The sequence below is a fragment of the Brenneria goodwinii genome (assembly GCF_002291445.1).
In the GTDB taxonomy this organism is placed as follows: Bacteria; Pseudomonadota; Gammaproteobacteria; order Enterobacterales; family Enterobacteriaceae; genus Brenneria; species Brenneria goodwinii.
The window spans coordinates 2,764,447-2,778,722 of sequence record NZ_CP014137.1 but is presented as its reverse complement, the minus strand read 5'-3'; the positions used below and the strand labels follow the sequence as shown (position 1 = coordinate 2,778,722).

The 14,276-nt window shown below is 47.5% G+C and carries 15 protein-coding genes; 8 read left to right on the top strand and 7 right to left on the bottom strand.

All coding sequences use genetic code 11. The features are described 5' to 3' along the window. Window positions 1–15: 15 nt before the first annotated feature. Window positions 16–483 (bottom strand): hypothetical protein, encoded by a 468-nt coding sequence (locus ACN28R_RS12445; protein ID WP_048635689.1) that lies wholly within the window; start codon window positions 481–483, stop codon window positions 16–18. Further along, window positions 464–1,186 (bottom strand): winged helix-turn-helix domain-containing protein, encoded by a 723-nt coding sequence (locus ACN28R_RS12440; protein WP_095834570.1) that lies wholly within the window; start codon window positions 1,184–1,186, stop codon window positions 464–466. Before ACN28R_RS12440 ends, ACN28R_RS12445 begins: the two co-directional genes overlap by 20 nt. Before the next feature lie 687 nt (window positions 1,187–1,873). On the opposite strand from ACN28R_RS12440, the gene ACN28R_RS12435 reads away from it, so the two are divergent. The 8 genes from ACN28R_RS12435 to ACN28R_RS12400 all read left to right on the top strand — a co-directional run bounded on the left by ACN28R_RS12435 (window position 1,874) and on the right by ACN28R_RS12400 (window position 8,984). Beyond that, window positions 1,874–2,413 (top strand): fimbrial protein, encoded by a 540-nt coding sequence (locus tag ACN28R_RS12435; protein ID WP_095834569.1) that lies wholly within the window; start codon window positions 1,874–1,876, stop codon window positions 2,411–2,413. 54 nt (window positions 2,414–2,467) lie between these two features. Beyond that, window positions 2,468–3,013 (top strand): fimbrial protein, encoded by a 546-nt coding sequence (locus ACN28R_RS12430; protein WP_095834568.1) that lies wholly within the window; start codon window positions 2,468–2,470, stop codon window positions 3,011–3,013. Between the two features lie 51 nt (window positions 3,014–3,064). Continuing rightward, entirely contained in the window at window positions 3,065–5,587 is a 2,523-nt protein-coding gene (locus ACN28R_RS12425; RefSeq protein ID WP_095834567.1) for a fimbria/pilus outer membrane usher protein, read from the top strand. Then, window positions 5,588–6,340: a fimbrial biogenesis chaperone gene (locus ACN28R_RS12420; RefSeq protein WP_095834566.1), complete on the top strand. Its 753-nt coding sequence runs from the start codon at window positions 5,588–5,590 to the stop codon at window positions 6,338–6,340. A gap of 17 nt (window positions 6,341–6,357) precedes the next feature. Next, the gene (locus ACN28R_RS12415) at window positions 6,358–6,687 is read left to right on the top strand and encodes a type 1 fimbrial protein (RefSeq protein WP_095834565.1); all 330 of its coding nucleotides are present in this window, start codon (window positions 6,358–6,360) and stop codon (window positions 6,685–6,687) included. Beyond that, on the top strand, window positions 6,665–7,699 hold the full coding sequence (locus tag ACN28R_RS12410) for a hypothetical protein (protein ID WP_095834564.1): 1,035 nt from the start codon (window positions 6,665–6,667) through the stop codon (window positions 7,697–7,699). Before ACN28R_RS12415 ends, ACN28R_RS12410 begins: the two co-directional genes overlap by 23 nt. Window positions 7,700–7,773: 74 nt before the next feature. Further along, window positions 7,774–8,286, top strand: a complete 513-nt coding sequence (locus tag ACN28R_RS12405; RefSeq protein WP_186277444.1) for a fimbrial protein — start codon at window positions 7,774–7,776, stop codon at window positions 8,284–8,286. An 86-nt stretch (window positions 8,287–8,372) separates the two neighbouring features. After that, on the top strand, window positions 8,373–8,984 hold the full coding sequence (locus ACN28R_RS12400) for a hypothetical protein (RefSeq protein WP_048635680.1): 612 nt from the start codon (window positions 8,373–8,375) through the stop codon (window positions 8,982–8,984). A gap of 60 nt (window positions 8,985–9,044) precedes the next feature. Here ACN28R_RS12400 and ACN28R_RS12395 read toward each other — a convergent pair whose 3' ends face one another. From ACN28R_RS12395 to lnt, 5 genes are all read right to left on the bottom strand, one after another. Beyond that, window positions 9,045–9,770 carry an amino acid ABC transporter ATP-binding protein gene (locus tag ACN28R_RS12395; RefSeq protein WP_048635679.1) on the bottom strand — a complete coding sequence of 242 codons (726 nt, stop codon included), beginning with the start codon at window positions 9,768–9,770 and terminating at the stop codon, window positions 9,045–9,047. Next, window positions 9,770–10,444 carry a glutamate/aspartate ABC transporter permease GltK gene (gene gltK, locus ACN28R_RS12390; protein ID WP_048635678.1) on the bottom strand — a complete coding sequence of 225 codons (675 nt, stop codon included), beginning with the start codon at window positions 10,442–10,444 and terminating at the stop codon, window positions 9,770–9,772. The genes ACN28R_RS12395 and gltK overlap by 1 nt, the downstream gene beginning before the upstream one ends. Window positions 10,445–10,447: 3 nt before the next feature. Next, window positions 10,448–11,188, bottom strand: a complete 741-nt coding sequence (locus ACN28R_RS12385) for an amino acid ABC transporter permease (protein WP_048635677.1) — start codon at window positions 11,186–11,188, stop codon at window positions 10,448–10,450. A gap of 271 nt (window positions 11,189–11,459) precedes the next feature. Beyond that, window positions 11,460–12,356: a glutamate/aspartate ABC transporter substrate-binding protein gene (locus ACN28R_RS12380; protein WP_095834562.1), complete on the bottom strand. Its 897-nt coding sequence runs from the start codon at window positions 12,354–12,356 to the stop codon at window positions 11,460–11,462. Window positions 12,357–12,744: 388 nt separating this feature from the next. Further along, a complete protein-coding gene (lnt, locus tag ACN28R_RS12375; RefSeq protein WP_095834561.1) occupies window positions 12,745–14,274 on the bottom strand; it encodes an apolipoprotein N-acyltransferase in 1,530 nt (509 codons plus the stop codon). Window positions 14,275–14,276: the final 2 nt, after the last annotated feature.

The following is a 14,276-nucleotide window of genomic DNA, read 5'->3' as shown; positions in this document are numbered from 1 at the left end:
CGGATAGCCGTTTGACTACCGGATGCTACAGGCGAAACTTGGCCGGAAAGAACTCACCAGATAGGTTTTATCCGTCAGCATCTCAAATTTGACCACTTCATTTTTACTGAAGGGCGTCGCGTCGTCGGGCGCCGTATCAATGGGGCTTTTATACATGGTGATGTTTTTCATCAGTAGGTAATTATTGTTCCAATTGTAATCAAACATCATCGTCCGCTCGATGATGTCGGAGGGTTGGCCCACATTGATATAAACACCGTGCAAGGCTATCGAGCCTTTTCCTTGTCTACCCAGATAAAAGTTTAAAACATAGCTCTTAACAATAACGGACTGACTATTTTTTATGCTGGTATTGATCTCGGCTCGGCAAATAAATGTTTTTTCTGTTAAGTGTTTGTAATGATAAAATAACATTGATGTTAAAAATAAAAGAACGGCGACGGCAGTAATAATAAAAGTATGTTTAACTTTTAATGTAGACATAGGTTGAACACCTTTTCCCTTCTTTTTTACAGGCAACAATAATGTTTTCTTCCCTCGTGACAATATTGGGTAGGGTAATATTTCTGGAGTAATAATAAACCCTGGTATTTTCTTCACACAGATTGCTGTATTTTTTAGGAAAATCACCGGGAGACAGGTCTTCATCCAGGTAGAATAATTGACAATTTTTAATTTTGTAGTCTCTGAACGTTTCTTTGCTAGGGAAATCGCTGGATAGAATGAAATAAAAAAACAGGGTCAGAACGACAAAAATTCCGCCACAGATAAAAACGACATATCCCCAGTATTCTTTCCGTTCCTCCTTAACCGGTTCGGAAACATCGTCCGCAACGACAGGAGATAGTGTTTCGTCAGATAATATTTCGATATCCGTAATGTTGAACACGATCCCTACTTTGGGAACCGTCACCAGCAGGTCTGCAAGATCATATTCACGCAAGGTTTTTCTTAAAAGAGAAATGTAATTGTTCAGATTGTTCATTGACGGAGACAATGAGTTTCCTTCCAACACTTCAGACAGAAGAAAATCTTTACTCAGAGTGACCGAGGGGTTATTGATCAAGGTCTTTAAGAGTTTGGCGATAGGGAGGCTTAATGATGTGGCCTCTTCCTGGCGATTAACCCATGAAATAGCGCTGTCTTTTTCGCTAAAAATAACAGATTTATTAATTAAGTAAACCATATGTTGATGATCTATCGCTATAAAGACATTAATTAAGAATGTATGTCTATATGGTAATGCAGGATTTAAAAAAATAGTCTAAAAACTTAATACTTTCTTGTCAAAGAGTATTTTGAATGGTTGAGTGTCTTACTTCCTGTTTTTATAAAATTTCCCCACTATTCACATCAGGACGATGAAAAGATAAGAGTGGATAATTCAGACTTTTTCTGCATCAGTAATTATATATAAATGGGTAAATAGTTCGTTTTTATCATCTGGTTATATTATAGAAAAAGGAAATATCAATAAGAGAATATCCTGCGATCTCGTTTATGCTGCTAAAAAACTTAAAACCCCAAACCAATAGAATAAAAAACTATAAAATCATATATAATAAATATAAAATCTAAAAAATACTATTTAAAACAATATGTTTGCCTGGCGTTGTAAGTGGTGTGTATATTACGCCGTGTTCATCCTATGACGATATCCATTGAGAGTTGCATGATTCATGCAGTATTCGCATAGGTCATGCAAAAAATGTGGTAAGGCAGCGTAAATGCTGTCGTCTGTCTCACTGAGAAAGAACGATCATATCGATGAAATTGATGGAGAGATAGAAGGGCATGGCGCTCTATCCCTTTTCAGCAGGGATCAAGTAAGTAAGACATTTAATTATTTCAATCAAAAAGCAGGAATGAACACATGAAATTATCAAAAATCGCGCTGGCCACTATTGTTGCTGCATCTTGCGTTATGTCTACCGGCGTACACGCATACGATAACCATAATGGTGTCGTAACGTTTAAAGGTAACATCGTTAATACCCCTTGCTCTGTATCTCAGGACGATCTGAAGCAAAGCGTTGAGTTTGGTGATATCAGCAAGGTTGTTCTGGAGAATGGCGGTACTTCAGACGTTAAAAGTTTTGATATCACGCTGAAAGATTGCGCGATTGAAACATCGAATACGGCGAATGTGACATTTTCTGGCGGTACCGTAACGGGTTCCAATAACAAAATGCTGGCGCTGAACGGTTCCGCCACCGGTGCCGGTATTGTTGTTAAATATTCCGGCGAAGCAATTGCTTTTGATGGCGCGATAGCGGCCGTTAGCGATTATAACCTGGCGAACGGTGATAATACTTTCAGCTTTAGTTCCTATGTAGAAAAAGCAGTCAATGCTACTGGAGTAACAACCGGTACTTTCGAAAGTACTGCGAACTTCGTAATTTCTTACCAATAAGAGATAAAACAGGGAAAGATGCCCCATTAATCCGGTTATTAAATGAGAGCGAGAATGAGAATATTATTTTTCAGCAGGATAATGATTTCTTTCTTATTTTTCTCGCTTTCATTTTCTGACGGTTTTGCCTGGGAGAATGAGCATGGCTTAGTGGGGTTCGGTGGGAAAATAATAGAAACCCCCTGCTACCTGGATGCCGACTCCGTAGACCAAAGCATCGATATGGGGAAGGAACGTATTGGTGATAAATCCGACGTTGTTATTTCTCAGCGAATAGTGGAAATTAAGTTTCGCGGTTGTTTATTAAAAACAGATAATGGGAGCGGATTAACCAGGAGTACGGTAAATATTATTTTTCAAGGCATGAAGAGTGATCGGGATAGTGCTTTGTGGGCGGTGTCGGGTGACGCTGATGGGGTAGCGCTTAAAATTATGGATCGGTCATATACAATTATTTCTGAAGGGGAGGAGGGAGTTATACAGCAACTAGCGGATGGCGATAATACAATAACCCTTATTGTGCAGCTTGTTTCTGTTATGAAAACGATTAAAGCCGGAAGTTGGCATGCGCTGATCGGTTTTAAAGTTTCATATTATTAATTTTATTTTTTTTACTCTAATCAATAAAAATGACATTGGTATCTATTCATTATGAATCTGTTGTGTGAAGAAAGAATAACGAAAATAAAGAGATTTAGTCTTTTTGTTTTTTTTGCTGTTTCTTTTTTTGCCCAAAACGGTAAGGCGATAGAATTTAATACTCATGTATTGGATATTGATGAACAAAATGAAATTGACCTCAGCCGCTTTTCCGATCCGGACTATGTGGTTCCCGGCGAGTATTGGTTGAACATCAAGGTTAACGGCAAAGCGGTTGACGCGCGCTCGGTACGCTATCTCGTGGACGGGGCCGATGGGAAGTCCTCCGTACTGTGTCTCGATTCTGAGGTAATCAATAAATTTGCCATGAAGGCAGAAGCAAAAGCGCGCGTTGTCTGGTCGCCGGATGGACAGTGCGCGGATTTAACCGCTATTCCCGGCGTGAAAATTTCCAACCAGATCGGTATGGGGGAATTAAACATCACTATTCCCCAGGCATGGCTGAAGTATACGGATAAAAACTGGACGCCGCCCGAGCAATGGGAGCATGGCGTCAACGGACTGTTGCTGGACTATAACCTGACGGGAAATGTGCGTCGTGGCGGTAGTACGGGAATGTTCCAGTATCTGAGCGGTTATGGCACCACAGGCTTCAATCTGGGCGCCTGGCGCTACCGCGCGGACTACCGTTATTTCATGAACAAAAGCCGGAATACGCGCAACGAAGCATTTTCTTGGGATCAGTTTTATGCTTACCGGCCGCTGCCGCTTATGTCCGCGGACCTCAGCCTGGGCGAGATGTACCTCAATACCAATCTGTTCGACAGTATTCGTTTCACCGGGGCCAGCCTGGCGAGCAATGAGGAAATGCTGCCGCCGGTGCTGAGAGGGTATGCTCCGGAGATCCGCGGCGTTGCTAAATCGAATGCTACGGTCACGGTGATGCAGGATAAGCGCGTTGTCTATGAAACGACGGTGCCGGCCGGGCCGTTTGCTATTCAGGACTTTAAGAGCGGCGTCAGCGGAACGCTGGAAGTGAGGATCACAGAAGAAGATGGCTCCGTTTCAACGTTTCAGACCGAGGCGGCCAGCCTGCCGTATCTGACTCGTCCGGGGCAAATTCAGTACAAAATCTCCGCGGGGCGGCCGTCGGATACCGCTCACCATACTCAGGGGCCGGCGTTCTCGTCCGGCGAATTTTCATGGGGGATGTCCAATGCCTGGTCGCTATATGGCGGGACGACGCTAGCCGACAGCTATCAGTCATGGTCGGCGGGGCTAGGGCGTAATCTCTATCTGCTCGGGGCGTTGTCGGCGGATATTACCCAATCGCGCGCGAATTTGCCCGATAAGCCGGCGCAGAAAGGGCATTCATTTTCGCTCAGTTGGTCCAAACGTTTTGAGTCTATCAACGGACAGGTCAGTTTTGCCGGATATCGCTTTTCCGAAAAAACATTCATGGGCATGTCTCAGTATCTGTATGCGCTGAATAATGGCAATGATAGCCGTAGTGAAAAAGAGCGTTACACGATTACGTTGTCGAAAAACTTTGACAACGAAAGCCCCTGGCTGGCTGGACTTTCCTCCTATCTGTCTTATACCCGGCAGACATTCTGGGATGCCCGACAGCAGAATCGCTATGGCGTTTCCCTGAACAAGTATCTGGATATTGGCCCGGTTAAAGGCATTTCAGCCGGCGTGTCCGCCTGGCGCACGATGTTTAATGGCCGACAGGACGACAGTATCTATCTTAACTTCTCGATTCCGCTGCGTGACCGGGAACGGATGGGTTACAGCATGGGCAGTTACAACGGCAACATGTCGCAAATGCTGACTTACAGCAATCAGCAGGACCAGAATAATTCCTGGGATCTGAGTACGCGCTACGATGAAACGGAAAAGACCTATATCAGCGCGACTTATAATCATGTCGCTTCTTCCAACAATGCCAGCCTCGGTTTTTCCTGGCAGCAGAGCGGTTATACCTATTTGAACGGCTCGATGCGGGGCGGCGTCACGGCAACTCGGCATGGTATTGCCGCTCATCAGAAAGGCGCTGGCGGCGGTACCCGTATCATGGTCGATACGGATGGGGTGGCCGGCGTTCCTTTCGCCGATGGCAGCGTGGTCACTAATGGTCATGGCGTGGCGGTCATTTCCGGCGCCAGCAGCTATTACGACCTATCGACCCGGGTCGATGTACAGCACCTGCCGAATAATATTGAAGCCAATACGACGATTGTTCAGGGAACTCTGACCGAAGGGGCTATTGGTTATCGCAAATTTGAGGTGGTCAGCGGCGGCAAGGTGCTTGGCGTGATCACGCTGGCTGACGGACGTAACCCGCCTTTCGCCTCGACGATCAGAAACGCTCGGGGACGTGAAGTCGCGATGGTGACCGAGGGGGGGCAGGCGTATTTAACCGGCGTGTCAGAGAATGAAACATTGTCGGTGCAGTGGAACGGCAAGGCGCAGTGCCGGTTTACGCTGCCAGCAAAATTAAATGATTTCGCACAACTGCTATTGCCTTGCCAGTCACCGTCATCAACGACCGAATTAAACGGAGAAAAGTAAATGAACCAACGTTGTTATTGTTTGTTGCCGGGCTTATTACTTGCCAGCAGCGTTTTATTTCTTCCGGCTTCACGGGCAGCAATTAATCTTGATCGTACGCGGGTTGTTTTCGACGGGGCAGAGCAGTCGTCTACGGTGACCTTAATTAATGAAAACAGGACAAACCCTTTTCTGGCGCAAAGCTGGCTGGTGGATAGCAATCACAACAAGGTTTCGGCGCCGTTGACGGTATTGCCGCCGCTGCAACGTATTGAGGCCGGCGGACGTACCCTGATCCGCGTGGTGAAAAGCTCGGGGGTCGATAAACTACCGCAGGATCGGGAATCTTTGTTTTATCTGAATGTCCGCGAAATTCCGCCAAAGCCGGAAAAAGAGAATGTATTGCAGATTGCCGTGCAGTCGGAAATTAAGGTGTTTTATCGTCCTTCGACAATAAAACCGGGACGCAATGATATTTGGCAGACGCAGCTAAAAATTAAAAAGGCGGGCAAGCAGTTTATTGTGGAGAACCCCACGCCGTACTTTATTACCGTCAGCAATATTCTTAAGCAGTCGAAAGAAAAGAGCAGTAATCCGGTGCATTTGTTGACTGGCAAAGCCTTTATGATTGAGCCCAAATCAGTAATGAATGTAAATGTCGCGGATTCATCGGTTCAGGAGTTCTATTTGTATTATGTCAACGATTACGGCGGCCATCCGGAATTGCATTTTGTATGCCGTCAGAATACCTGCGCGGTCGCACAGAAAAACTAACTTATAGACGAGCGTGGATGATGACTTCTATTTTTAAGCTATTTGGCGGATGGGCGCTGGCTTCGGGCGCCGTATGGCTGGGTTTAATCAGCCCTTCCAGCTATGCCGATGAAAAAATTCATGATAGTGGCACGCTCTATTTTTATGGCGCGCTTTTTAGTTCAACCTGCTCATTGTCAGACGACGCTAACGTTATCGGTATCGGTATCGATATGGGGACGGTGAATGAGGCGGGGCTCAACGCTCAAGGTTCGGTTTCCCAGCCGGTTCAGTTTCGTCTTACCGGCCCGGATATGCTGGCCAATAAATTTGAAGGCGTGGCTTATGTCCAGATTATTTACCTGTAATAAAGGGTTGGCCAGCCTGCTGACCGCCCTCTTTCTGTCTTTGCCGGCTTTTCATGCCGCGGCGCTGGAGTGCCATAAGGAGACGGCTTCAGGGTCGGTTTCCGATTATGAAAATATAGGTTCGATGAAAATCCCGTCCACGCTGCCGGTGGGCAGCCGGCTGTGGACGTCGAAAACTTATAGCCGCAATCTGGCCTGTTGGGCTTATAAAAACACGAGGCCGAATGGCGAATACGCTTTCTTTTACCCTAATCCCTACGGTGCGGTGATAGGGGCAGGGATTGGCATTGGCATCATCTATAACGGCCAGGATTTAGGCGTGGTCGCCGGCGGCGGTACTATCAATTCACGCGTTTCGACCGGAATGTTTGTCTCCCCCGGTCCGTCAGGTAGCCTGCCGCCAAGTAATCCGACCATGTTGCCGGTGACGGTACAGGTGTATCTGGAAAAGATCGGCGATATGACCAGTTCCAGCTATGGCGTTGACTCTCTGTCCGTATTTCAGGTGGACGGCGAGTTGGGTATCAATAAGACTCCCGGCGGTAACTACCAGTTTACGTTGTCCGGGTTAAAAAATATTGATGTGATCCAGTGCTCGGCGCAGGTTCATGTTTCACCCGATAACAACATTGATTTTGGGACGATTCAGTCATGGACGGACGCGTCGGCCGGATTACTGGCTAAACAGAATTTTCAGATAAGCGCCTCAACCGACGGCGGAGAGGATTGCGGGCAGGGATTTAATTTGACCATTAACTTCGATACCTCAACAAAAGGGAACTCGCAGGTTGGCACCGACGGGATGGATATGGGAAACGGATCGACGTTAAAAATTAATGAGGAATCAACGGGCAGCGCTATTCCCTTTAATGAATTTGTTACCTTCATAAATAATCTGACGTCGGCCAGCGGTACGGTGGAAAAAAGATATTCAGCCAGTTTATATGCTTCGGGGGCCGCTGTTACGGGTGATGTGGAAAAATATATCGTTCTGCGTTTTAACTATAACTGAGGTCATATGTGATGAAAGGGAACAGATATATTGTATCTCAGCGTATGGCTTATATTCTGTTAGCCTTGGGTATTATGATCGTTCAGACACAGGTGCAAGCCGTACCATTAAGTGTTGGTAGCGGCGCACAGTTTGAAAATAGCTATGACGTAAGGGTTCATGTCAAGGTTATTGATTCACCGTGCGTGTTAAGCGCCGATTCTGAAAATATAGAAGTGGATTTAGGCGAGGAATCAAAAAAAGACCTGGAAACCCATGATTACGGCGCCTGGCATGATTTCTCCATTCAGCTAACCGGATGCAATATCCAAACCCTGCAAAACGTTTCGGTGAGTTTTTCAGGGGCGGAGGAAACGGCGCTGCCAGGGCGGCTGGCGCTGAACCCGGCATCTATTGCGCGCGGGGTCGCTATCGGGATTTATTATAACAACCAACTGATCCCGCTTGATAACAGTACCGACTGGATCCCGCTTTATAATGGGGATAACGCATTAAATTTTAACGCCAGAGTTGAAAAAATCGGCGGGGTGACGCTGACGACCGGGAATTATAGCGCGGCAGTTAATTTTAAACTGAGCTATCAATAGTGAGTAACGGCCAGACTGAATTCTGGCGATATTTTTTCTGATATTTTCACCTTCTTATTTTTTCTGACTTTTTCAGAGAGGAGCGCATGCGTCGAAAAAAGATAATTGTATTCACGTCATGTCATTATTATTATACGGCGATCGAGTGCATTTTAAACGAGAAACTAAATTCCAGTGAAGATGTAATTTATTATCCCGTATCGCTTTTGACGGCCGTTAAGAATGATGATGGCACTCAGTTAACTCTCTGGCCGCAAGCCGACCGTTTTATTTTTGTTTTACAGAATATTAATGATTTATGCGTTTTTCTTCGATTCGCTTCCGATGTTAAAAATAGTCGATATTTGAATCAAGAGAGAATAACGATAATAGGCAAAGAGAACATATTTTCATTATTAGTACTATGTTATAAAAATATAGACCCGCAACGCTTTATTCCTGAAGATTGCACCGTTAAACAGCTTGATGACTATTTACATGCGTGCATCAGTCAGAAGCGGCTGACGGTGAAAAATAGGATGAAATCCCGACTGGCCCGCTGCCAGATGGAAGTGCTTATCAGCTTACTCGCCGGACGACGGGCCAAACGGGATGCGCAGGAGAAAAATAAAAGTATCAAGACGATTTATGGACTGCGCCAGAAAGCGCTCAATAAGCTGAATTGCCAGAATATACAGGATCTCTATCGTTTCCTCTGACCTGCGATGTATAAAAATAAGGGCAGCCCACGGGCAGCCCTAATCGTAGATAGCTATGGATTAGTGCAGGATCTTCGCCAGGAAGTCTTTAGCGCGATCGGACTGTGGATTATTGAAGAAATCGTCTTTCGGCGTATCTTCAATAATTTTCCCCTCATCCATGAAAATGACGCGGTGCGCCACCTTGCGGGCAAAGCCCATTTCATGCGTCACGACCATCATGGTCATCCCTTCCTGAGCCAGTTCGACCATAACATCCAGCACTTCGTTGATCATTTCCGGATCAAGCGCGGAGGTCGGTTCATCGAACAGCATGGCGATGGGATCCATGCACAGCGCGCGGGCAATGGCGACACGTTGCTGCTGACCGCCGGATAGTTGACCCGGATATTTATTCGCCTGAACCGCCAGACCGACGCGCTCCAGCAGTTTTTGCGCTTTGACCCGCGATTCTTCGCGGTTCCGTTTTAGCACTTTTACCTGCGCCAGCGTCAGGTTGTCGATGATGGACAGGTGCGGAAACAGTTCAAAGTGTTGGAATACCATGCCAACTTTCGAGCGTAACTGAGCCAGATTGGTTTTTTTATCATTAACAATGATGCCGTTGACTTCAATTTCGCCTTTTTGGATAGGTTCCAGGCCATTAACGGTTTTGATTAAGGTGGATTTACCAGAGCCGGAAGGGCCGCAAACCACGACTACTTCACCTTTTTTTACTTCCGTGGAGCAGTCGGTTAGCACCTGAAATTGGCCATACCATTTAGAAATATTTTTCAGGAAAATCATCAAACCGTCCTTTTTTTCAGGTAACTGACCAGCATTGATGCGCTAATGCTGATAATAAAATAGACAAATCCGGCAAACAGGATCATTTCAACTTGTGTTCCGTCACGTTCTCCGATGGTGGAGGCGGTACGGAAGAAATCAGCCAGGCTGAGCACGTAAACCAGCGACGTATCCTGAAACAGGACGATACCCTGCGTCAGCAGCAGAGGAACCATGGCGCGGAATGCCTGCGGCAGGATCACCAGCTTCATGGATTGCCAGTGCGTCATGCCAAGGGCCAATGCCGCCGATGCCTGCCCGCGTGACACGCTCAGTATACCCGCGCGGATAATTTCAGAATAATATGCCGCTTCGAATAATGAGAAGGCAACCATTGCTGAAATTAATCGAATATCTGTTTTCGGTGACAGGCCAAGCACATTTTGCAATAAGCTGGGCACAACCAGGTAGAACCACAACAGCACCATAACCAACGGCACGGAGCGGAACAGGTTAACGTACAGTTTGGCGAACCAACTGACCGGCTTCAGCGTAGAGAGGCGCATAACCGCCAGAATCGTTCCCCAGATAATGCCGACGATTACCGCAGTAAATGTGATTTTCAGCGTAATCAGCATTCCCTGCAGCAGGTAAGGCAGGCTCGGTCCGATCGAGCTCCAGTCAAATTCATACATGATTTATTTGCTCCCCATATTGCCCGGCAAACGGGTTTTCTGCTCGATTACCTGCATGATCAGCATAATGACCGCGTTAATAGCGATATAAAGCAGCGTAATGGCGGTGAAAGATTCATACGCGTGAGCGGAGTAATCCAGCAGTTTCCCTGCCTGCGCCGCCATCTCCACCAGCCCGATGGTTGAGGCGATGGAGGAGTTTTTGACCAGGTTAAGCATCTCGGATGTTAACGGCGGAACGATAACGCGATAGGCATTAGGTAATAATACGTAGCGGTAGGTTTGAGGCAACGTCAATCCCATAGCCAGTCCTGCCGACAGTTGGCCGCTCGGCAGCGACTGGATGCCGGCCCGCACCTGCTCGCACACGCGGGCCGCAGTAAATAAGCCCAGGCAGATCGTCGAAGACAGGAAGAACTGGATATTGGGATCGAGTTCGGCCTTAAACCACATGCCGATATCGGTCGGCAATAGTTCCGGCACCACCAGATACCAGGTGAAAAATTGTACGATTAGAGGAACATTACGGAATAATTCAACATAGCAGGTACCAATTCCCGCAATAAAACGATTGGGGACGGTACGTAAAATCCCAAGCAAAGAACCAAGTAAAAACGCGATAATCCAGGCACAGATGGATAATGTGACTGTGACTTGCAGGCCGGATAATAGCCACCCCAGATAGGTGGTATTACCGAAAGGGGCGTTTTGCAGAAATATGCCCCAGTTCCAATCTATTGACATAACAAACTCCGGTAAAAAAGGGTAGCGAAGCTACCCCGAAGATTGATGAGTGGCGATCTTCCCGCCATCTTTCAATTGCCGGTCGTTGGCTGAGCGATCCATCCCTTCCCTGAACGGTGTCCCCTACAGGACTCACTCAGTTGCCGCCTTTTTGCATATCGAAATCTATTGGGTATCAACATGTGATGGGGAACGACCACCACACGCCTGTCTGTCCTGCCACGAATCAGCAATCATAGGGCAGAAATACTGCCCTTATTGTCATTATTAATCAGTCTAAAGCCGTATCATTCGGCGCTTTAAACAGAGCTTTCATTTCGTCAGAAAGTTCAAAGTTCAAATTGAGATCTCTTGGTGGAATAGGTTGTTTGAACCAGCGATCAAACCATTTTTCCGCTTCGCCGGAGGTTTCTACTTGCGCGATAGTGTCATCGACCAGCGTTTTGAATTGGGGATCGTCTTTACGCAACATACAGCCGTATGCCTCTCTTGACTGCGGCGTGCCGACAATATCCCACTGATCGGCATTTCTTGCTTTAGCGCGTTCCCCGGCCAGCAGAGCATCATCCATCATAAAGGCCACTGCGCGACCGCTTTCCAGCGTGCGGAAAGAATCACCGTGATCTTTGGCGCTGATGATGCGCAATTTCATCTGTTTTTCTTCGTTCATCTTGTTAAGAAGAATTTCAGACGTGGTGCCGGAGGTCACAACCACGGTTTTTCCGGCCAGATCGGGAAAATCGTTAATGCCGGAGCCTTTCTTCGTTAACAGACGCGTGCCGATAACAAAGATGGTGTTAGAGAAAGCGACCTGTTTCTGGCGTTCCAGATTGTTGGTTGTCGAGCCGCATTCCAGATCGTAAGTGCCGTTTTGCAACAGAGGAATACGGTTTTGAGCGGTAATGGGCAACAGCTTAACCTGCAGGTTAGGCGCATCCAGTTTTTTCTTGACGGCTTCTACGATTTTATCTGAATAGGCCTGAGAGTAACCGACGACTTTTTGCTGGTTATCGTAGTAAGAGAAAGGAACCGACGATTCACGATGGCCGATAACGATAACGCCATTATCTTTTACTTTTTTCAGCGTGCCAGTCAGATCTTCCGCCTGGGCCAGGCTGGCTGTGGTGCTAAGTAGAAGCAGTGATAGTGCCAGTTTACGCATCTGCATGTTTTGACTCCTTTGCTGTAGTTATGGCGCTGTAGTTGTGGCGCTAAAGTTGTGCCGCTAAATCTATGACGACGTCCTAATACTCACAGGGTACGCAAATCATGCACCGCTAAAGAGCGAAGTAACGACGTATGCTGTTAAAAATAGCTTATTGTGAATGGTTTGATATAAAAATGTTTGTTTTTTGCGAGACGCTCTGCACCAGGCGATAGCAATAAAATTATTACGCACAAAAATAGTGCAACCCTTGCCCTAAATATGTGCCGCCTTTGAGCGAAACGATAAAAAAACATTGAGACAACCATTTACAATATATTTAACAGGCAAAGATCATGCCATAAATAATGAAAGACATGCGTTAACATGTCTTTCGTCAGGGGAAGGCGGATTAACGGCGGCGCAGGCTAAAGATAACGGCGGCAAAGCCGCACAGCAGGGTGACGATCCATAGCGGCCAGGAGCCGAAGCGGGCATAAGGCGTGAGCCCGGAAGCAGGCACGACCTGTGCATCCAGCACTGCGCGGGTAAACTGCGGCAGGCTGGCGCTGATTTCGCCGTCAGGCGCAATCACGGCGGTCACGCCATTGTTGGTGCTGCGAACTAACGGGCGGCCCAATTCCAAGGCGCGCATCCGGGCCATCTGGAAATGTTGCCACGGTCCGATAGAGTGACCAAACCAGGCGTCGTTCGAGATGGTTAACAGCATATCGGTGTCTTCGCGGAAGTTGTCCCGTATCTGATGACCAAGAATGATTTCATAACAGATGGCCGCGGTCAGTTTATAACCGTTAACATTCAACTGGGGTTGAATGTAATTGCCGCGGCTAAAAGAGGACATCGGCAAATCGAATAATGGCGCCAGCGGACGTAACAGCGCTTCCAGAGGAACAAACTCGCCGAAAGGAACCAGGTGATTCTTGTTATAGCGGTTGCTGGTCGGGTAATGGTAGGGCGTTTTATCCCCTAGCACGATGATGCTGTTGTAAACGTCATATTGCGATCCGTTACGGCGTGAATCCACGATGCCGGTAATCAGGCTGCTATTGTAGCGGCGCAATACATCATCAAGCTGAGTAAGGTAAGCGTTCTGACGGCTTTCGATATCAGGAATGGCTGATTCAGGCCAGATGATAATTGGCGATTTATCCATATAAGGCCGGCTGCTATCCAGATAAATTGTCAACGTATCTATCAGCTGGTCCGGATTCCACTTCAGTTCCTGAGGAATATCCCCCTGTACCAGCGCAACGTTTACCGCGCGTTCCGGCAGCAGGTTGAACCACTGAATGTGTCGTAACGGCCATGGCAGCGCCAGCAGGGCTATGGCGATAAGCGCCGGCCCGATACGGCGCCGGCACAGTGCGAAAATCAGCAAGCCGCTGATGCTCATCAGCATGAAGGTTATGGCATCGACGCCCAGTAGCGGAGCGATCCCTTTCAGTGGGCCGTCAATCTGGCTATAGCCGAACTGTAGCCACGGAAAACCGGTCAGCACCCATCCACGCAGAAATTCCGTCAGTTGCCATAGCACCGGTGAGGCGATAGCCAGTCTCCACCAGGTGGTTTTAGGCCACAGCCGGGCGAGCAGCGCGGAAAAGAGCAGGGGATAGAGCGCCAGATAGGCGGCCAGTAGAACCACCAGTGCGATATTGATGGGTTCGGGCATACCGCCGAACTGGGAAATGCTGACATACACCCAGTTCACGCCGCTGCCGAACAGTCCAACTCCCCAACAAAAGCCAATCCAGGCCGACTGGCGCACGGTGCGATTCAGAAGCAGCGCCTGTAATCCCATCAGGGCGACCAGCGCCGTCGGCCAGAAATCAAAGGGGGAAAATGCCAGTGTGCCGCAGGCGCCGAACAAAAGCGCCAGCAGGGCGCGAACCTGCTGGCGTTGAAGGAAAGAGGCTAGAGCCATTA